This is a genomic window from Legionella nigrisilvae, from assembly GCF_977063395.2.
The window spans coordinates 528,564-549,156 of record NZ_CDRUGZ020000027.1; the positions used below are offsets into that span (position 1 = coordinate 528,564).

Below are 20,593 nucleotides of genomic sequence, written 5' to 3' on the forward strand. Positions count from 1 at the left end.
TTTTTCAAATTACTGGTGGGATTGATATTTAAAGTTTCAGTAATTTATTTCTGAACTTCTCAAAAAAGAAATGAATTTCTCATAGTAAAAAATATTAACTCTATCTTTTCTGATTTTTTGACGTTGGAGTACCCCCATGGGATTAAGAGTAGAACCAATTAGCGCGAAACACCGAAGGCTAAGAAGATTAATACAAGAATTTAATAAAATACCAGCCGAAGATGTAGTTCAACGTTTATTTCAATTACAGAAGATCAATTATTCCATCAATTCAACCCCTATATTTGAGGGTGAGTACAAGTGGCTCGCAGCAACCGATAAAGATAGTTGGCAAGCTCATCTGAAAGCTTTTGGAATAAATCCTGACGGCTCGTTTTTTTTTAAAGGATTTCAATTTGCAAAAGCAGTAGCACAGCAAATAGATGCATCTGAAATAAAGATGATGGAACCCCGAGAAGATCTCTATGAGCTGATGCAAAAACGTGACACATTATTAAAAAGTGGTGAACCGTTTTCTCAAGTAAAATCGCAATTTTTGGCCATAAGTTATCGTCTTAATCAATTGGCTGAAAGGGATACCATTCTGAAAAAAAGCCTGGATGAGCATAAGCAAATTTTACGCCTTGCCAAAAGAAAAATTAGTGCAATCAAAGGCGAAAGCGATCTGCAAAGCTCTGAGTATAAAACAGAACCTCTAGGCGAGAAACATGTCAATAATTACAATTTCAAATTCAAAATGAAACGTTGGAAAGATCTTGTGATTCGAGTAGAAGATAGAAACGATTTGGGTTTCGAACAAGATCTCCATTCTTTTCCTGTAGCAAAGTATTTCATCAATGATGCTGCTCTGTTTATGATGCAATTCAAAACAGAAGATAATAAAGAAATTGAATACAAACCTGTTGTAATAAGTCAATTTGCTGAACAGGGAAGTTTGGTTGACGTCGCGAAAAAATTAAAGGGACAGTCACAACAAACCATTGCGGCAATAACTAAATATTATTTCAGTCAGATTAATGACTTTTGCCTTAAACTTCAACAAGCCGGTGCTTATCATCCAGATATCAAATTAACTAATTTTTTGGTCCACAAGAACAAACTGCTGGTGAGCGATCGCAAAACTTTTGTTCGCTCTCCAAAACCACTTGCCAATGACCTGCGCAGCACTCCGCGATATGCTCCCCCGCAATATCTTGCCTGTCTCGATGATGAATGTGAAAATTACACACCTACAGCGCGGACGACACGAATTGACGTAAAACAATTAATGTCCTATCAGATAGGTAAAGCCCTCAAAGAATTTCTGATCGTGACCCAACTTGGTAGATTACCAGAGAAATCCCGTGAGGAAAAAAGTAATGTCCTTGCTCATTTTCATAAACCCTATCGTGCCATAACTAACTTGACCATCCTTGTTGACGAACTAACGCGTTTTGAAGAAGGGAAAAGGCTTACTATCGAACAGTTCCAAAGACTACTTCCCTATATTAATCATGAGACCGACTTTTTCTACCAACAACTTGAACAGGAACTGTCTGCGAAAAGTTTAGGTATTGAGCAAGAGTTACATGAGGTTAAAAAACTTCTATATTCCCATGAGTTTGAAGGTATAAACTATTTAGAACGAGCAAACGTAGTTTTTTCTGCCATTTCAGACCGTTATCCTAGCGAGCCGCGTTTAAACTATATTGCGGAAAAGTTAGCAACCAAATGTTATCAAAATTATTCGAAAAAATATTTCTCTGAAATTTCTCAAGAAATTGAAACCGCCCTTTTTACCCAGGATTGGAACTCTGCAAGTTGGTGGCGACAAATGATCCATACTCTCTCCTTTGGCTTTTTCAGGGTTGCAAGAGTAACCACAGCAGACAAGATCGAAATTTCACTCGATTTTAATGATCAAAACTTTCAAACTCATTTTATTCAATTTGAGTTCTTACCCGCAGAAGAACTCGATAGTTTGGGACTCACAGAAGCAAAAAACTTTAAAGAATACTTTAAAGTCCATTTGGATGAGATACGAGAATTAAATAACAAGGAATCAATTCGCGAGGAAGAGGAAGCTGTAGATGAAACCGAAGCAACCAAAGTTTCCCAATCCCATGTGCTTAAAAAAGAAAAGGAAGAGGCAGAGGAATCAGATGAGGATCTTTTACCCTCTGAAACTAGAATTATAAAGGATGTTGCTACGAAAAAGGATACTAAAAACTCAGAAGAAGACTCTACTTCCATACAAAGCTCTACTGCTGTACCTCCCACTGAACCCCAAAAGGTTGCGTCTCCAACTGAAGAAAAAACGCAGCATACCAGGAAGGATTCAGTTACTCTTGCAGAAAATTATAGATTTTTCCAGGCACTTGCAAAGGCCTATAAGGACGTAGACGACCCACAAAGAAAATCTGCCCACCGAGTCCCCTCCACGCTTTTTCGGGGCGAGATAGGCTCACGCCATCCAAGAGTTGAGGACATTTTTAAAACAAACAGCCAAGAACACGTAAGTGTTAATGCACGTAATTAAATAATAACAAGGGGCTCAAGGAAGAGCGCTTACTCTCCAAAACTTATTTTAAGATTTAAAACCCAATAAAAAGACCCTTCCACTAACTTATTGTAATTTAATATAGTTTTCATCTTTATTTGTATTGATTATTATACGTAAATCCCTAAAGTATTTTTTGACCAAAAATAAAAAAATTGTCTATATTATAAATAGGTCAAATTGGTTTTATAAGGATGTAACCAATGGAGTTGGAGCAAAAAAACAGGATTATTAAACGTTTTTTAAAAGAAAAAAGTGAAAATCCTGTTGCAGTAAAAATGCAAAATATGGATCGGACGCTGTATACCGATTTTGAAAAATTATTAGATCATATCGATCTTCATCATAATGGTTTATTCAACCTGCAAACCCTGGAAACAGACCCAGATCAGTGGCGTGAGTTTTGTGGCATCATTAAATATTCTACTACTTTTGAAAAAGGGGGATCCCCTCCTCTATTAAAAAGCGTGGACCTCAAAAAAGCTGAAGAAGGCATACGTTATACCCGGAATGCCCATGAAATTCTTCAATTACCCAAAGATGACTACTACGAACGCCCAACGTATATTCCTCAAAATGTAGATACTGAGTTAGAACATTTAATAGTTAGCTGTAGAGCAAATCTTTATACCTTGACCCAGACCTTTCCAGACGCTAAACCCTTTGACGCATCAAACTCAATACATATAACATCATTAATCCAACGGTATGAGGAAGAAATAGAGCGATTATCTAATGATAAATCACAAAGAGAAAAGTTAGAAAAAAAATTAAATATACTTTTGGATCTCAATAAAATAAACGAATTAAAGCGAATTAATATTCCGCAAGATAATGGAACAGAACTTTACTATTGCACCCTCCAAGAAAACGTAGGCGGTGTAACCGAAAAAATCTCATTAATTAGTCTTGGGACTGTAAAAGAACAGTTGCGTCGTCTTTGTGCGAAAGAGGACGGTTTCAGTATTGAGGATTATCACACTGAAAGAGAACTCTATAAGCTCAGCACCGAAGCCATTATAAAATTACCCAAACACGGTGATATTAAAGAAGTTCAACATGAGGCTATGGCACTAAATATTTCCCGATTACTTGAATTAGATACGACGGCCACAACTACAATTTTCCATAATGGACACCCTGCCTTATTTATCCCTTTTTCAGAGATTCGTTTACTTAGCGAGTTTTCTTTAGGAAAATCATTCTATGCATGGTTAGCAGGAAAAACTTATACACATTATTCAACGATTAAACCCCTAGGTGAAGGAATTCAATCGGATTGTTTTATTAATGATTTTGGGAACGCTCTTGGTTTGCTTTATCTATGTAGTGATACCGATACAATTGGTGGCAACTGTCAAAACAAGGCTTTAAAAACAGCAAAATCACTTTTTATTTTTGATCAATCCCTTATGGATACACACAAATTTATTCTTGATTCACGCTTGTGTTTGATACCCGTAGAATTTTTTAAAAAACATACTCGCCATGGTTTAGGACGCAATCGTACTATCATTGAAGATTCCTCAATGAGTTCCAAATTTCAAAGCATCATGCAATTACGCTCCATAGGCGAAAAACTGAGTCAATATCTCACTCATGTCGCATGGCAACATCAAAAACAACAAAACCGGATTAAACGCCAATTTAAAAAGCAATTAAGCCTCGAAAAACAAAGCCAATTAACAACTAATCTGAGCGACTTGATCGTGCTTGAAAAAGACGCAGAGATACTCCGAACTCGAATTATGGAGCGTCTTAAGTACATCGATGAAATGCTGCCGCAAACAAGCGGTAATGTAGGTATTTTAGAGATTAGACAAGTCTTAATTTTTGAAAAGTTACTGCATAATCCTATATTATTCAGTGATGATGGTCGTCCATTTAAATATCCATGGACTTACAGACAACTTAATAAAATTAAGAAAATAGAAGACCTAGGTGATAACTTAATCCAATTAACTTTTAGTGATAAGGTTTCTTCACTTCTGTTGGATTTTATTAAGCGACGTGGTGGGGGTGAATCTATTACGATTACCTCTTCTAAAACAATAACTCTAACTAAAGTTCATCTAGCAGCTTTAAGAGAGGATTTGCTTCATCCCGAACATAGACTGGTACTGGATCTTTCTACAAACTATTTGGATCCAGCGGATTTGGATCTCATCAAGGAAGCATATAAAGCCGGAAATAGAACTTACATTATGAACACGATTACAACGTATCGTGAAAAAATGAATTCTTCAATTCCTATTGATGAACAGTTGAAATGCATCACGGAGACCGAGAAACACCTCAAAGAACATATTGATAGGGCTTATGATAAAGGTTTTGGCATGCATGTCCTTAAAAAATTCTCTTTTGACGCGCAACAACAACTACAAAAGCTAATGATTGCTTCAAAAATCCCAAAAAATCTAAGTGCAGCATTTATCGCTGCATTGAAGCTGGATAGAGTATCTGAATTTAATGCTGTAGTATTAGAAGCAGTAAGGCAAGATAAAATAACAAATCAGGAATTTACTGACTTTCTGGACGAATGCATCCTTAGAGTGGAAACTGCAACCAATTACACTGAAGCACAGCATGAAAGTCGAATGCTCTCTGACTCTGCGAAAAAAGTGATATTGAAATTGGAAGCATTGTCAATGCCTTGGATGCACGTTTTAACAACAAATTTGTTTCAAAATGAATCGAATCAAACTGAATCCAATGAAATCAATGAAACAAAGGAAGAGAAGAAAGAAGATGAGTGGATAACACAATCATCATCAAACTCATCAGCATTGGATATGAGACAAGAAGAACAACTAAGTATGTCGTGTAATTGAAGTCAAGGAGACTTGTTTACTAAAATGCAGTTAATGGAGCTACTATGCCTATACATGAAAGACGTCAACATTTTCGGGTAGAAGATCATATTTATTTTAACTACCGAATTATGGAACCAGGGGAACTGTGTCCTGATCGCGCAGTTGTAGATCAACTTTTAGGAAAAAATGGACAGCGATATCTTGAGGCAGCACATTATTTTCAAGAAATTGATTATGAGTTGGCAGAGTTGACCCAAGTCATTGCCCTCAAAGAACCAACAGTAGCCCATTACCTGAACCTACTCAACGCCAAAATAGATTATTTATCACGACAAATGTTAATGACAAATACCATTCAACTGCGCAAAGTCAATATCAGTTTAGGTGGAATGGCATTTAAAACTCCAGATCTCATTAAAGAGAAAACTCTTTTAAAATTAGTCATCTATACAAAACCCAAAATGATACCCATAATCGTTGAAGGAACTGTAGTCTATAGTCAGTACCAAAACGAACATAATTATCGTACAGCAGTATGCTTTAATGGATTAACGAATGAACAGGAGCAAATTTTATCCCAACATATTTTACTGGCGCAGGCAAAACACCGGTCCGACTAAAAATATATATTTTTAACTACACAAATGCCGAATAATACGTAAACTATGCAACGTTTATATGTTGGAAATAAGAGGCAAAACATGACCAGAATAGTACATTGCTGTAAGTTAAAACAAGAATCCGAAGGTTTATTAAAACCCCCCTTCCCTGGTGCATTAGGAGAACGGATTTATAACGAAGTATCAAAACAAGCTTGGAATATGTGGTTATCCCATCAAACCATGATCATCAATGAATATCGTCTCAATTTAATGGAAGCTAAAGCCCGTGAGTTTTTAAAAGAAGAAATGCAAAAATATTTTTTTGGTGACGGCTCTGAAAAACCAGCAGGTTACACCCCTGAATAATTCAAAACGAATAAATATTAAAATCCCGTTATAAGGTCGGGCTGAATTATCCCACCAGCTACCCTGTTATTTGTTTTTTGGTTTTTGCTAATTGTTAATTCTATTCTTATTAAATTTCCTACGTCCTGCGGCTTGTCCGCGGGATCCAGAACTAAATGGATTTGTACTTTATCGATTAGCAAGCATATAAGTTTCCAAGAAAAAGCGTCAGAATAAATGATAGTGCTCTTAAAAAGTCCAAAGGCAAAAATAATTTTCAAAAACCTCCCTTTACTCCAAAACACTGAGCAAATACAACACAAATAAGAAGATCCCTCCCAACTTGATCGAGAATAATCCATAAAGCATTCATTTAGAACTTAAATAAGGACAACTATTAACCATAAATCGAACAAAAAACATAAAGTGTAAAATAAAGTATTCCTTAGTACTTAAATGTAAAACCTAATCCCAAAAAAAAATGATTTTTTTTAAAAAAAAATGCATTCAACACTTGACTCAAAACGCTTCTCGGAGTCTAATAGCAACCCTCGGGGCCAGATAGCTCAGTCGGTAGAGCAGAGGACTGAAAATCCTCGTGTCGGCAGTTCGATTCTGCCTCTGGCCACCATGAGACCCGAGTATAATCAATAAGTTATAATCGACTTACCTAATATGCAAAAATCACTTGCGTGACTATTGCGTGACCTAGTAGAAGTTTTAAAATTTTAAAGAACTATCACCTTCTCTTTATGAATGCTTCTATCTATGTTATTCCGATTTGCCTTACGAACTAAAGTGAGTACGACCCCACTTTGTTTCTTTGAGCAAACTTTATTTGCTGCTTCATATAAATTCTGCAACTCTGCTGAAGAATAGTGTGTGGTGATTCGTCCTGAACGATGGCCAAGTAAATCCTGTCTATCTTCAAAACTTACACCCTCTGCCCGCAATCTACGACCAAAAGTATGTTTCAAATCGTGTACACGAACATGCTCTAAATTAACTCTTACTCTTGCTTTTCTCCAAGCAGTTGCATTCATTCTACTTACTGGCTTACCCTGATATGTAAATACATATTGATTATGCACATTTCGTTGGCTTTCAATCACTGCCCGTGCAACATCGTTACATACAATCAATCTTTCCTCACCATTTTTTACCAACACACCAGGTATTATAAATACTAATATGTTCGGTAAGGAGGGTATTTTTACTTCCCAATCCCAACAAAGCTGACAAACTTCTTGCTCCCTACATCCTGAATTAACAGCAAATAATGCCATTCTCTCAAGATGTGTGGGCAATTCTTGAAAAAGCCGTTCCTGCTCTTCCCAATTTAAAGGACAGGGTTTTCGCAGGTCATTCTCTGGCAAAAGTTTTATCTTTGGAGCACTCGCAAGCCAGGTTAAACCAAAATCATCAATCCACTCAGTAGAAGCCAAGTTAAGAATACGTCGAACAACTTTTAAACCATGATTTATTGTTCGTGTTTTAATTCCATCTTTTCTTCTACTATCAATGAACGGTTGCAGTGTACCCGCATGAATCGCATCAATAGATATGTTACCAATATACTTAACTAAGACTCGTAAACGTCCCGCATCAGATCTCAGGCTTTTCTTATGCTGGTTTTCATTCAGAAACTTAGTAGCCGCTTCTATAAAAGAACGTTTTGGCCTAACCCCATAAACGGATGCTAAGCGTATCTCTTCAAGTCGTCTAGCTAAGTATTTTTCCGCTTCATCGAGACTGCCTGTTCCAGTGCTTTCACAAAGTCTTTTTCCAAAGATCTTTTTATCAATGTACCAGATACTCCCGCGTTTCTGCAGGCCTGGTGTTCTTTTTCGTCCCATTGTTCCAAACTCCTTTGCTTGGTTATCGCAGGACGACCACTACACTGCTTATAGTCGTCTACCCAAGCATCTAAATCAAGTCTATCGAAAGCTATTCCTTGTATCCCAATTGGTATCTCTGTTATAGTCGGTCTAACTTCTTCATTAAAGCGATGGCGATCCATTCCTAGATAAAATGGAGCATCCTTTAGACGAATAAGTCGAGGCAATACATTGACATTTAACATAAATTTACTCATGTATGGGAAATTAAAAACACGATTTGTTTTTTGAATTAAAACATTTTGTTTTATATAATGCAAGATAAACTATCCCTAATTTATCTTCAATCACAATCGCGCAATTGGAATGCGCTAGAAAACTAACTCATACAAATAATCTTAATAAACTAATAAATAGATCGTTAATTAACAAAAGAAAAAGAAATCGAGCACACCTTTCGCACAATAAATAATGCAACATATCTTTATGATTATTAAATTTTTTTAGTAAAATCTAAAGGTTTATAAGCAATAAATGACGGTGAATACAAGGTGAATTATATGGTGTAAGGAATTCATTATCTAATCATATTTTTTACCTTCTCTTCACCATATTTTCACCAACAACTCACTACAAATAATTAATTATCATATTATCTATTAGTGATTTTTTCATGATAGAGTTAAAAAATGCGGGTTTTGCGAACGTTATCGCTTTTGAGGCTAAAAAATCTATTTTCATGCATTTGTTCTATTTCGAAGTCACTACCTGCTTTAAGTCTACTATTCACAGTTATCATACTTAATAGTGAAAGTTACAAGGCGAAATTTATTATCAACCAATGAAATAGCATTGATTCAAATTCCCAAGATTTGCGATCCTGACTCTAGGAATACATATTAACCCCTGCCCTACTACTTCTGGAACAACATTATTGTCAAGAATATCAAGCAAAGTCTTTCCTAGAACTGGTTTCATTGCTGTTCTTTCTTCATTTTCCATCCAGTAAAGCTGGAGATAAACTTTTGTTGCCTTAGGATTGTCAAACCCAATGTAAGAAAAACTTTCTTGAATAACACCACTATGAGCAGTGTTTACATCCATATTAGGTACAACTAGCAGAGCTTTATGAATCTGCTCGAAAAGACTTTTGAAATTAATAAGATTAGCATTAATATTTTGAGAAATGGTGAGCGTCAACTGTGGCATTATTTAATTCTTATATTCAATCCATCCTTTCCAAATTCAGAAAATTAGCGTCTCTGTTTCACTAACAACTTGAATTTGACCTGTTTTACCTTTGTAAAGTGTGGTTTTACGATTAATCAATATATTAGATTGATCTTGCACTTGGTTGTAACTTCCTCTTCCAAGGCCTATTACAATCTATAATCACCAGTAGATGGACTAATCTAGTAATTTATTTAGTAAAGTCTCTAACTCATTTTGATTTAATCCATGATAAAGAATATTTTTAGATTTTTGATTTTGGAAACTTAGGTATGCAATAGTTTCTATCTCTTCTATTTTGTTCCTCACAATATTTAAAGAACTCATACAAATATTTCCTCGTCCCTTTTCATTAACCCTCTCTACATCTATGTAAGGCCTAATTTTACCTTTGATCAGATTTTATAATATTAGGAGTTTAATCCCAGCCCTTCCCTTTTAAAAAACCATAATATTAGTCCTCACGTAGTTAGAAAATATTTAATTCACCGTAGCTAATAGAATAAACATTACATAATATCATTCGAAGTGGCTATTGCTTTGGCAATAAAAATACCAATAACTTTTAAGGCCTTATCAATCTGATGAATTTTTATTTGTGCAGCTTTAAATGTTGTACCGGTAGTTAATACATCATCAAAAATAACAACACTTTTATTTTTAAGTTTATTGATAAAATTCTCGTCAATTCCTAAATTTAGTAGTTTTTTTTGCACATCTCTATCATTTGTCTTATGGCTTTCGTCCACCGATTTTTTAACATAAAGAGCATCAAAAAAAATAAATTCAGGAATAGCAGCACTAACCAAGTCTAATATTTTAACTAACCTATTATCATGATTTTCATCCCCAGGTGCTTTTGATGGAGGAGCAGGGATCCATAAAAAATTAGTTAATTCAGGATGTTTCTTAATTGTCTGTATTAACCACTCAGAAATAGTCGCTATACTCTTTGCTTTGTACTTTTCTCTCAGGGGACTCTTACGAATATCTTGGGGTGAAATTTTTAAATTCGAAACGATCTGCTTTTGTTCATTATCAAATATACTAGACCATGAATCGTATGTCATATAATAATAACATTTATCATTTTCTTCTAGGGCAAAGCGATTTCTCTCTAATTCCCAATTTTCTAAAGCAAGTATTTTATACATCAAAGTAAATGATTCAATATATCGTTTGTGCTTTTAACACGAATGGCGCCTAATTTCTCAAATTTTTCAGGCCATGTTAAGTTTTTATTTTCAAAATTATTGTTAAGAATAAATAATTTTCTTTTTTGTTTAATTGCTGCTGTTGCTTGTGTTAATGAGCCCGAAGTATTTCCCGCTTCTACAATGATTGTTGCCTCACTGATTGCAGACATAGTTTTATTTCTTTCTGGAAAATTAAAGCGATTACTTTTAGGATTTCCACTCTCATATCTAATAATTGGAACTTGCGAGATTAACAAATGATCCTGTGCAATCAATTGTTGAAGAGATCTATTTTCAGGGGGATAAAAATGAGTAATTGGTGTTCCTATTACAGCGATAGTTCTACCTTTTAACTCAATAGATGTTTTGTGTGCTGCAGTATCTATTCCCGAGGCCAATCCAGAAATTATTGTTAAATCCTGAGATACTAGCTCTTTAACTAATTTCTGTGTTCTTTTTATACCAGTCTCAGAGGGCTTTCTCGATCCTACAACGGCAACTCCCTTAGTATATAGATAATCAAGATTACCTTGATAATATAATAGAGGAAGAGGATATTCCGCATCATTCAATTTAGATAAATAATCTATAGTACCTCTAATAAATACGTTTAGATTAGGAATAGGGGCTTTATTAAATCTTTCCAAAACAAGATTTAAATACTTTTGTGCAATATCCTTTTCAACTAAATCACTCAAGCTAGTTGCATGTGATTTTTCAATTAAATCAACAAGTTGCTTATAGGAAGATACCTTCTCATTTAAAAGATATTCATAGGAGCCAATTTCCAGAGAAGGAGATAATGCGAACATAATTACTCTACGTTTCTTAGTATAGATATAAATATTTCCTAAATAGGAGAATCAAATTTATTGTTAAATGTATTAACATTTAATAATGAAGTGTACTAAAGAAATAGTCAAATAGCGATGAAATGAGAATTCATACTTAAATATATGACTTCGAAAATCTTTCAGTTACCTTTTATTTCTGCTTTTGGAGCAAAAGCTCGGACAAGTTTAGGACTGATTGCATTTCTGCAGCATAAGCTTTATAAATATCACTTAGTTTAGTCATTCTTTTTCCCTATGAAATTGGATAGCTTGCCAAGGTAGCTAACACATGTTCCGGATCATTCTTTATGGCTCTTAGTAAGCCCTTAGCAGGTCCTCTGCTCCCAATTTCTCAAGGTTCATGGCCCATAGCGTTAAGCATAATTAATATTTAATTTAATCATAATTAGCTAAATAATTGCCGCCCTTTTAAAGATCACAAGGTCATTCGCATAAAGACAAACCATCCTGAATAAAATTATCAGGCAGCGACATTTTAGAGCTTTCCAATCCAGGCTCCAAATTAGGTTTCCAAATTTCTTCGAGTTTTAAATATTTACGCGTGCTTTGTGCTATTCCATTTACTCCGTATTTTTTTCCATCATTGGTAATAAAAATAACTGCATTATGAGGCTCACACGCTAAGTAGCCTTCATTTACTGTAAAGGGCCATTTAGCTCCAAATTGTTCTTGAGAATAAAATTTAGTATTCTCAGCATAAGTAACAAGTGGAAAAAAACACAGAAATACGAAAGTATTTATTTTCATAATTTATTCCATTAATTTAATCTTCAAGATAAGTATATACTTAATGGGCATTATTTAAGTAGAAAAGCTACGTCATTAATCAAATGACGTACTATTTTTTATTATCACAGAAGTTATCAATCATTTATATTGGTAAATATTAATACAGATTTTATTATGCATTAATCAGGTATTTCGTGACATGGCGTTAGATAATTAGAGCTGACCTTAGTTTTAAGGATAATCAGACTTTTTAAACATTATTTACGCCTAATTTCCCTCCCCTCTTCCTATCCCTGGTTTTACGATTAATCTGAGCTACTCATTGCATTCTGAATTTCTGTTTTTATATTGTCTAAATATTTAAGTAAGAGTCTTGTTTGAAGAATAATTAAGCAATTGGGCGAACAACAACTAACCAATATTAGAGTTGAGGCTAACAGATATATATCGAACACTTTAGCGAGTATTTATAACTACTTGCAATATGGCAATAGAAGTATAAAAACAATAACAAAAAAGGATTTATTTAATGTAAAAAAAAATGAATATTTAAAAAAGCATGCAGTATTCTCTTTTATGAATGAGTTAAGACACTATACTCAACATTATGGGTTTGCTGCCCCAGCACTTGAAATATTTAGAGGAATTAAGGAGGATGATGGCAATCAATATTTGGAAACAAAACTAAAACCTTCTAGTTTAAAAGTGATTCTGACTTCTATGACCATTATAAACAGACGGGGAAGGAAAATCCCGAAATGGATAAAATTCGAAAAGATTCTATCAACAATCTTTTAGAAGAAAATGATTCAGATATGCGAGATATTACGACACTTTAGGACTTTCTTGGATCAGCTATGGAATATGCATAAACAAATCAGGGTTGAGCATCTGCAGAAAGGAAAAGAGATTCTGAATAAAGATACCCTCAGTTATTTTGATAGTTTTGAAGTGTCAAAAAGCATTGATGAAACAAATAGCTCATCAGCCATACCAGTCAGAATCATATATAAATATAGCTCTATAATTAAAAAATATAAATTATCGCATTTTCAAGAATGACCCCGTAAAAATACCTTATCCATCGCAAACTTCATTATTATTATTTGCTATCCCTGTAAATTCAATGGTAATTTTCTTTGACTTTTCTCGATACTACCCTGTAGGAGATAGATAAGGTACGTTATCTATCTCAAACAATTTTGTTTTATAAATACTAAACTCTATTAAGATATATTCCCTGCAAACTGGAAATGGTTGGAGCAGCAGTTTTTATTATTGGATCTATTATAGAATCTATGCTCATTAATTTTTAATACAGAGCATGCTACAACTAACTTGACCACGTGTCGCTTTAGATTTCATATACATTGTTACGCTACTAAAAACTGAACTCACATCACAAGACCATCCATTCATACTAATCCCAACTTGATCTCGTCCATCAATTGAAATACCTGAAAGCACACACATTTTATATTTGTCTTTAAATTGTGTTGGTAAGGGAATGTTACAATTTATTATTTTCTCGTCACCTCCGGAATTTCTGAATTCTCCTTCATATTTCTCATCATGGAATCCCTTTTTCATGAAACATAAGTGTTCTTCTTGATTGATTTCAGCATAAATAAAAAAACTATCTTGTTTATTATCACTTGAACATCCATTTAAAAACATTAGCGGAAAAATAATAGTTATTATTGCTACTTTTTTATATATCAACATAAAAATCCATTTTATGAATATTTCATTTGATTATAGCTTACAATTGAAGTCGCGCATCCATTGTCCATTTCGCACTTTTTCTTATCATCAAACGATTATCGATTGTTGGGTTAGCCTGAACCTACCTCGTCAAGAAGAAGGCCACCCTTCCATGAGAGCGTAAGATGTGCCGAGAGTTCACATTTCGACAAACAAGATTTGTTAAAAATCCAATGTACTGCTTTTCTAATATTAGTGGACGGAAATGTTCTAGTAGAAAAAGAACTTGGCTTGATATTGAAATTATAAACAAATACAAAAGGAAATCTCTTCCTCAAAACGATATCATTGATCGAAAAGTTTATTTTAATTGGGAAACACATGTTTCCTTATACTAAGGCAGATATCCAGAACTAAATTACATCTAACTAATAGAGATTTAAAATGCCTTTAGAGGCAACGAGGGACTTTTAATTTATTCCAGGATCCGACAATATCCTTGGATTTGAGAAGGCATTGGTCCAATAATTGGGGCATAGATATGACGGGAGGTGACGGCAATATAAGCTTTTTGAAAAAGAAAAGTATTTGATGGTTCAGAATTAATTCTTTTATTCCCCAAATAGAAGGGAAAGACAGTTGTATACATTAAATTTCCCACATCAGTAACTTCAGTAAATGTAATCCCACTAGGTGACCCAAAAGCTATAACATCAGTAGCACCCAAATTACCTATCATCCTAGCGTGCTTTTTATTTGAAAGATCAATATTGTCAAAATGAATCGCATTAGACATATGATCTTCCTCAAGTTTCATTGTTTTTCCCTGCCAATTTGCAATCATGCCTTGAGGAAAATAGCATTCTATAGTTTTTGCTGATTTAAGTTCATAGATAGCTGTTTCGTATTCTGGTGGACGTTTACCCAGGTCAGAGGGCTTAGATTGAGGAGATTGTGGAGGTGTATTATTAGCAGGGGTAGTTTGTATCTCCGTTATCGGCTCTTCACTATAATGAGTGACGCCAGAAGAGTCTACCCATTTATAAATTTTACCATAAGCACAATTACACAAAATAACAATAATAATAATAATGATATTCTTCATAAAAAATCCATTTAGATAAAATATCTTTTTAAAGTATAGAGTGAATACCTCATTTTTTCTTTTTTCATTATCTCGGTAGATTGTGTGCATAATCCTAAGTTTTTCCTCCCCAAATTATTAATGAATTGGAAGATTTTGCATAAAACTAATTTTAGTAGAGAAATTAATTGAAGTACTAATCCAAGCTTATACGACAACTATTGCATTGCTATAACATTAAACGACTCATAATCTTTTAATTATCCTTTTAATAGATCTTTTTCACCAGGTCGGTACAAATGATATTTATAATGTTTGATTAGGAATATGCAAATCGCTATAGTCGATAATTCAGTTATATAAATTTGTAACATGCCTAAAACCTGTCAGAATTCTGCGTTACTATTTAACCCATCAGAAAATTTTTTAAATGATCTTAAATAGCTATATATGATTGAACAATCCTTCGATACACTATCACGACATCCCGACTTTCAAGTTTTAAAGCGGGTACCTATGCAAATTAAAGAACGTGCGACTCAACCTTCATCCAAAGTATTTATGACGACCATAATTGATTTGGAAACAATGGGCATGGATGCAACCCAACATGAAATCATTGAAATAGGTATGCTTTTCATTTTTATTTTCCAATGAGGACGGAATTCTAGAAATTAAGCATTCTTATAATGAACTGAATGACCCTGGCAAACCAATACCTGCTGAAATTACAAAAATTACAGGCATTCATAATGAAGATGTAATGAACAAGGCAATTAATTGGGACTTTGTTTTCCAAGTGCTAAAAGAGAGTCACTTAATAATATGTCACAATGCTCAATTTGACCGTAATTTTCTTGAATTACAAACACCTGAAGAGATAAAGGAACGAGTTACTTCCCTCCCCTTCGGTTGCACAATAAAAGATATCGATTGGAAAGAGCGGGACTATGAAAGCTCGAAGCTTGATTATCTTAACTGGAAGTTGGGATATTTTTATGATGGCCATAGAGCGATTAACGATTGCTGGGCGACCTTGAATCTTCTGCTTCAAGAACAAGGCGCTGAAAATCATTAAATTTTAATTTAACAAAAAGAGTGTGTATTGAAGACAATGCTCCCGCACCTTTAATTCGCGGCCCAAGACGTACCATTAATTCTGGTAAAGCTGCAAAACAGGCTTGTACATCCGGTAAGTCCTGCAAATAAGTTTCTTCAACACTAATGGATTTGCGAATACGCTCAGGATTAACAGGACGCTCATCAATTCCACGTGCTAAATCATAAAGTCGCTGCCCGATAACACCAAATTCATTGGATAAATATTCCATGGAATAATGGTGTAAATCACCACATGTTTTAATATTCAAAGAGTTTAATTTTTCCTAAACCTCCATGCGTATAGGCCGTAAGACAAGGTGGCGACATAATTTCAATGCCTGTGCTGTGGGCATGGCTGAGCGAACCCCATATGCTCGTGCCGCATAATTGCACGTTGCAATAACCCCTCTTCGGTCAGCCGCTCCAGCAACCGCGATGGGTTTATTCGCAAGCTCAGGAAAATCACGCATTTCGATTGCTGCATAAAAACAATCCATATCAATATGAATGATTTTTCTTATCGGATTCCTCTTTAATTCATTCATGATAAACCCCTTTAATACAAATGAACTTGAGGAACCTCAGACCATCGCGTGGTATAGGCAGGTGATTTAAGCTCAGCACGCATTGCCCAGGGTTTTGAATAGCCTTCCGCTGCGAGTCGAATTGTGCTTCGTCCAAATTTTTGGTTGATTCGGTCAAACACACTCATCAGTTGTTCCGTATGATCTAATTGTTCATCACTCGGCTGATGAAATAGATCCAATTGTCTTGGGTTTTTAGGAATTAAATCTTCAAGACAAACGCCAGCTTTTTTATAGTAATATCCTGGTTTAAAAATACGTTGCAAACATCGTTTGGCGATTTTGGTAATCAGGCGCAAATCATCGGTTGGATTGATAAAACGAAACTCAATGGATTGAAAGTGTTGCGCCAAATCTTCCCGAAACCGATTGGTATGTACAAAAACCAAAATGCGCTGAGCCACCAATTTCTGGTTGCGCATTTTCTCAACGGCTCTGGCACAATGGCTACTCACCGATTCTGCAATAGAAGGGTATCGGGTTTGCATCTGTCCAAAACTTTTTGACGACATGATACTTTGTTTCGGTTCAATTTCTTCTAAACCATTACATTTGATTCCTTGAAGTTCCATGGCCGTACGCATTAACACGACATTAAAACTCTTCTTCAAAAGATGAGTATGGGTCATTGCCAAATCATAGGCAGTATGAATCCCTCGGGCAATTAGTTTATTTTCCCATTGCCGCCCTACTCCCCATACATCCCCTACTGAAATCTGCTTTAATAATTGCTCACGATTCGACGTGATATTAAATACCGGAATCTTAAAGACCTTTTTACATAAATGATTCGCCACTTTAGCTAATGTTTTTGTAGGTCCAATGCCTATGGAAGTAGGTATTCCTGTATGTTTTAAAATTTTCTTCTGTAATTGCTCACAAAAAGAATCATGACAGTCAACCGGTAAAGTCCTTAAATCAAGAAACGCTTCATCAATCGAGTAGATTTCAAGGTGTGGCCAGTTTTCCTCAATGGTGCACATCACTCGATGGCTGATGTTGCCATAAAGCGTATAATTTGAAGAAAAAGCTTTCACTCCATGCTGTTTACACAAGTTTTTAATTTTAAAATAAGGCTCACCCATCGCAATTCCTAAGGCTTTCGCCTCATTCGAACGCGCGATACAACATCCATCATTATTCGATAATACTACAATGGGAACATCCCTTAAGTCAGGGCGAAATAAACGTTCGCAGCTTGCATAAAAATTATTACAATCGACAAGTGCAAACATGTTAAGCAAGCTCATGAAGTACTAAAGTGACTACACCCCAAATCACCATTTCATCCTCTTCTGTAATATCAATGGGTTTAAATTTAGGATTGGCAGGGAGCAATTGCACCTTGCTTCCTTTTTTCGAAAGTTGTTTTACGGTGAGCTCACCATTGACTGCCGCAATCACAATACGACCATCGGACGGTTCTATGCTTCTGTCGACTAAAAGCCAATCCCCTGAAAAAATACCGGCGTTCACCATGGACTCCCCAGTAGCTTGTAAAACAAACGTAGCGGATGGATGCTTTATGAATTTGGTATTTAAATCGAGATACCCCTCAATGTAATCATCAGCAGGTGATGGGAATCCTGCTTGTATTTTGCTCGCGAATACCGGCAATTTGTAAGCCGCGCGATTCTTTAGTTGCTCTAATTCAGCAAGCTGAGATATGGGAAGACGAACTGCTTTGGTGGGCTCGCCCTTGGGACGCCCTGCCCCTGCTCTTTTTCCGCCTCGTGATGACATAATGGCTCTTTTTTTGATTTGTGTACAATTATCATAGACACAAGAAAACACGCTGTAAATCCCATCTCAAAGCTACATGGACTAAAATTCACCCTAAGTCTTCGAGAATATTAAGGAAAAAATTTTTTAAATTTTTTATTGAGACAATGGTTGCATTGCCAATGGATGGTCAAAATCAGCTTTATTCATTAAAGTGGTAACCCGATACCCTTCCAAATCCTCATAGGGATAGGGTTTCATTAAGGCCAATAATTGGGCTTTATCACATTGGGAGTTATTCAGCCAAATGGACTGAGCCACTTCATCTAAAATAACAGGCATCCGATGATGTACTGGCTCCATGATTCGATTGGCATCAGTGGTAATCAAACAACAGGAATAAATCACCTCATCTTCATGCTGCCAGATATCCCAAAGAGCGGCTACGGCCAGCAAATCATGATTCTTTTTTTGAAAAAAATAAGGTTGTTTTACTCCATCTTCTTGATGCCATTCATAAAAACCACTCATAGGCATTAAACAACGCTTGGATTTCATCGGCTGAAGAAAGGCCGGCTTTTCAAAAAGGGTTTCGGCACGTGCATTGATGAGGCCTCCTATTTTTTTTCGGTCTGTTGTCCAAGATGGAATAAGTCCCCAGCGCAACAATACACTTTGAACTTCATGAGCATTCGTTTCTACAAGACAGACCACATCAGCCCCTGGAGCAATATTAAATCGCGGGGTAATTTCAATGGAATTGGATAGATTAAATTGATACTTTAACTTGTCGTAAGACACCACATAAGCAAATCGACCACACATAATTTCGTTCATTTAAGGAGTTATTATCAGTATAGCTCCTTAACACTGATTAATGAGCACATCCTCGTGAAATACTTTCGTAAAGAAAAATTTATAACGTTTACTTTTGATTGAACCACTGGAACTAGAGCGCAGTTCAAAATAATTTTTAGTCAAGAGGGGGCTATGTTTGTCATTTGCACAAATAATTTTCTTCATAAAAGATGATAAAACCACCAAAGTGATTTTTCTTATCGAGAAGCCATTCTAAGCGATGCATTTTCTTGCCAATTTAGAATGTAAGGATTTTCATACCCCTCAATTGCAGCAACTTGCAATGCCCATTGTTTTTCCCAAGAACTTGGAGGAAATGTTTTATTCCAAGCAATAAACAATTGTCTTTGCGATGAGCTTAAGGATAATCCGTAATGTTCGGACATAAATAAATAAGCACGTGCCACGACTCCTTTGGCAGAATCGGGCGGCTCAGCACGTCGTAATTTTTTATCGATTTTCATTGTACATCCTAGATATTCGGATTGCTCAGGCAGCACGCTAAATCGATAGTTCGAACGAGCTTGATTTACTACCCCTACTTCAGGCCATAAGTTATAAAGTTCGGCCTCCACATGGCGAAATTGTTCATCGATTTTTTCACAACATCGTCGTCCCTTATAGGATTTACCATGTTTGTCCTCGCACAAAGGCTCACGCCAACATGCAAATTGCTGCCCAAAATGTTCGGCAGCCATAATATGTTCCCATTCAATACGATGCGCTCGCTTGATTGAATCAGCAGCTTGCATCCCACAACTGGCTAAATTTACTTCTTTCTCTTCATAACTGCATTGACAATATATAGTTTGTGGATGTTTTTGAAATAATTGTGCTGCAATTTTCTTAGATTGTGAAAAAGAGCCAGGAGATTGGGCATAACTTAGAGAGATAAAACATAGTAAAAGTATGTATCGAATCATTAGAACCACCAAAAAATAAGTAGGCGACATTATAAGGCTCTGTCACTTATTTTCTATTCTTTTAACTACTTTTACTTATCAGCAAAAAGGTTAAGTCCAATACGAACTCCCTCTACCTGTTTTCTTAAGTTTTTTCGCAATTTAAAATGAAAACTTATTCTTACTCACTTGGTTTAATTCGGCAAACTTACTCATTGCCGCTCTTTGCAGCTGCTCCAAGTCCTCCTGAGTTAACTTAAGTAACTCTACTGACATGTTTTTTATCAATGCATTCATTTGAATAATTAATTGCTGACAATGCTGCTCAACAATTGAACTTGTTTTTTGTTGTTCCTCGTACCAGTGCTGTAACCCAACATGAATTAATCGATTAATGATACTGGACATTGATTCATGATGTTGTATCCCCAGTGATGAAATACGGCTATGCAAATTTTCGGGTAATGAAATAGTTAAACGTTGCATAATTAT

The 20,593-nt window shown here is 35.4% G+C and carries 19 protein-coding genes, 1 tRNA gene and 1 pseudogene; 8 read left to right on the forward strand and 13 right to left on the reverse strand.

All coding sequences use genetic code 11. From position 1 onward, the window contains the following. The first annotated feature begins 136 nt into the window (after positions 1 to 136). From legK7 to ACWTE2_RS19625, 5 genes are all read left to right on the forward strand, one after another. Complete coding sequence (gene legK7, locus ACWTE2_RS19605; RefSeq protein ID WP_454783983.1) at positions 137 to 2,518, forward strand: LegK7 family Dot/Icm T4SS effector kinase; 2,382 nt, start codon at positions 137 to 139, stop codon at positions 2,516 to 2,518. A 224-nt stretch (positions 2,519 to 2,742) separates the two neighbouring features. Further along, positions 2,743 to 5,370, forward strand: a complete 2,628-nt coding sequence (locus tag ACWTE2_RS19610; RefSeq protein WP_454783984.1) for a hypothetical protein — start codon at positions 2,743 to 2,745, stop codon at positions 5,368 to 5,370. Positions 5,371 to 5,414: 44 nt separating this feature from the next. After that, complete coding sequence (locus ACWTE2_RS19615) at positions 5,415 to 5,972, forward strand: PilZ domain-containing protein (RefSeq protein ID WP_182390969.1); 558 nt, start codon at positions 5,415 to 5,417, stop codon at positions 5,970 to 5,972. An 81-nt stretch (positions 5,973 to 6,053) separates the two neighbouring features. Then, a complete protein-coding gene (locus ACWTE2_RS19620) occupies positions 6,054 to 6,320 on the forward strand; it encodes an oxidative damage protection protein (protein WP_182390970.1) in 267 nt (88 codons plus the stop codon). Positions 6,321 to 6,854: 534 nt separating this feature from the next. Beyond that, positions 6,855 to 6,930: transfer RNA gene (locus ACWTE2_RS19625), tRNA-Phe, on the forward strand. A 97-nt stretch (positions 6,931 to 7,027) separates the two neighbouring features. Here ACWTE2_RS19625 and ACWTE2_RS19630 read toward each other — a convergent pair. The 5 genes from ACWTE2_RS19630 to ACWTE2_RS19650 all read right to left on the reverse strand — a co-directional run bounded on the left by ACWTE2_RS19630 (position 7,028) and on the right by ACWTE2_RS19650 (position 12,164). Beyond that, positions 7,028 to 8,155 carry a tyrosine-type recombinase/integrase gene (locus ACWTE2_RS19630; RefSeq protein ID WP_454783985.1) on the reverse strand — a complete coding sequence of 376 codons (1,128 nt, stop codon included), beginning with the start codon at positions 8,153 to 8,155 and terminating at the stop codon, positions 7,028 to 7,030. An 816-nt stretch (positions 8,156 to 8,971) separates the two neighbouring features. Next, positions 8,972 to 9,346 (reverse strand): hypothetical protein, encoded by a 375-nt coding sequence (locus ACWTE2_RS19635; RefSeq protein ID WP_454783986.1) that lies wholly within the window; start codon positions 9,344 to 9,346, stop codon positions 8,972 to 8,974. A 530-nt stretch (positions 9,347 to 9,876) separates the two neighbouring features. Next, positions 9,877 to 10,521, reverse strand: a complete 645-nt coding sequence (locus ACWTE2_RS19640; RefSeq protein ID WP_454783987.1) for a phosphoribosyltransferase — start codon at positions 10,519 to 10,521, stop codon at positions 9,877 to 9,879. Next, complete coding sequence (locus tag ACWTE2_RS19645; protein WP_454783988.1) at positions 10,521 to 11,375, reverse strand: DNA-processing protein DprA; 855 nt, start codon at positions 11,373 to 11,375, stop codon at positions 10,521 to 10,523. Before ACWTE2_RS19645 ends, ACWTE2_RS19640 begins: the two co-directional genes overlap by 1 nt. Positions 11,376 to 11,840: 465 nt before the next feature. Beyond that, complete coding sequence (locus ACWTE2_RS19650) at positions 11,841 to 12,164, reverse strand: DUF2511 domain-containing protein (RefSeq protein ID WP_454783989.1); 324 nt, start codon at positions 12,162 to 12,164, stop codon at positions 11,841 to 11,843. 378 nt (positions 12,165 to 12,542) lie between these two features. On the opposite strand from ACWTE2_RS19650, the gene ACWTE2_RS19655 reads away from it, so the two are divergent. Next, positions 12,543 to 12,944, forward strand: a complete 402-nt coding sequence (locus ACWTE2_RS19655) for a hypothetical protein (protein ID WP_454783990.1) — start codon at positions 12,543 to 12,545, stop codon at positions 12,942 to 12,944. Between the two features lie 507 nt (positions 12,945 to 13,451). Here ACWTE2_RS19655 and ACWTE2_RS19660 read toward each other — a convergent pair. Together ACWTE2_RS19660 and ACWTE2_RS19665 are read right to left on the reverse strand one after the other, a co-directional pair. After that, positions 13,452 to 13,871 (reverse strand): hypothetical protein, encoded by a 420-nt coding sequence (locus ACWTE2_RS19660; protein WP_454783991.1) that lies wholly within the window; start codon positions 13,869 to 13,871, stop codon positions 13,452 to 13,454. A 454-nt stretch (positions 13,872 to 14,325) separates the two neighbouring features. Continuing rightward, positions 14,326 to 14,955, reverse strand: coding sequence for a DUF4124 domain-containing protein (locus ACWTE2_RS19665; RefSeq protein WP_454783992.1), 630 nt, complete (start codon positions 14,953 to 14,955; stop codon positions 14,326 to 14,328). Between the two features lie 429 nt (positions 14,956 to 15,384). Here ACWTE2_RS19665 and ACWTE2_RS19670 point away from each other — a divergent pair, with 429 nt between their 5' ends. Then, positions 15,385 to 15,591: a hypothetical protein gene (locus ACWTE2_RS19670; protein WP_454783993.1), complete on the forward strand. Its 207-nt coding sequence runs from the start codon at positions 15,385 to 15,387 to the stop codon at positions 15,589 to 15,591. A 70-nt stretch (positions 15,592 to 15,661) separates the two neighbouring features. Then, positions 15,662 to 16,012 carry an exonuclease domain-containing protein gene (locus ACWTE2_RS19675; RefSeq protein ID WP_454784431.1) on the forward strand — a complete coding sequence of 117 codons (351 nt, stop codon included), beginning with the start codon at positions 15,662 to 15,664 and terminating at the stop codon, positions 16,010 to 16,012. On the opposite strand, the pseudogene ACWTE2_RS19680 reads toward ACWTE2_RS19675, so the two are convergent. The 6 genes and pseudogenes from ACWTE2_RS19680 to ACWTE2_RS19705 form a co-directional block, all read right to left on the reverse strand. Further along, positions 15,984 to 16,580 (reverse strand): annotated as a pseudogene (locus tag ACWTE2_RS19680) (Y-family DNA polymerase); the annotation flags it as partial. The gene ACWTE2_RS19675 and the pseudogene ACWTE2_RS19680 overlap by 29 nt on opposite strands. A gap of 11 nt (positions 16,581 to 16,591) precedes the next feature. Beyond that, complete coding sequence (locus ACWTE2_RS19685; protein WP_454783994.1) at positions 16,592 to 17,869, reverse strand: Y-family DNA polymerase; 1,278 nt, start codon at positions 17,867 to 17,869, stop codon at positions 16,592 to 16,594. Then, positions 17,856 to 18,362: a LexA family protein gene (locus tag ACWTE2_RS19690; protein WP_454783995.1), complete on the reverse strand. Its 507-nt coding sequence runs from the start codon at positions 18,360 to 18,362 to the stop codon at positions 17,856 to 17,858. Before ACWTE2_RS19690 ends, ACWTE2_RS19685 begins: the two co-directional genes overlap by 14 nt. Before the next feature lie 135 nt (positions 18,363 to 18,497). After that, positions 18,498 to 19,166 carry an SOS response-associated peptidase gene (locus ACWTE2_RS19695; RefSeq protein WP_454784432.1) on the reverse strand — a complete coding sequence of 223 codons (669 nt, stop codon included), beginning with the start codon at positions 19,164 to 19,166 and terminating at the stop codon, positions 18,498 to 18,500. Between the two features lie 230 nt (positions 19,167 to 19,396). Further along, entirely contained in the window at positions 19,397 to 20,122 is a 726-nt protein-coding gene (locus ACWTE2_RS19700) for an endonuclease (protein ID WP_454783996.1), read from the reverse strand. Positions 20,123 to 20,263: 141 nt separating this feature from the next. Then, positions 20,264 to 20,587: a hypothetical protein gene (locus tag ACWTE2_RS19705; RefSeq protein WP_454783997.1), complete on the reverse strand. Its 324-nt coding sequence runs from the start codon at positions 20,585 to 20,587 to the stop codon at positions 20,264 to 20,266. Between the last annotated feature and the right edge of the window lie 6 nt (positions 20,588 to 20,593).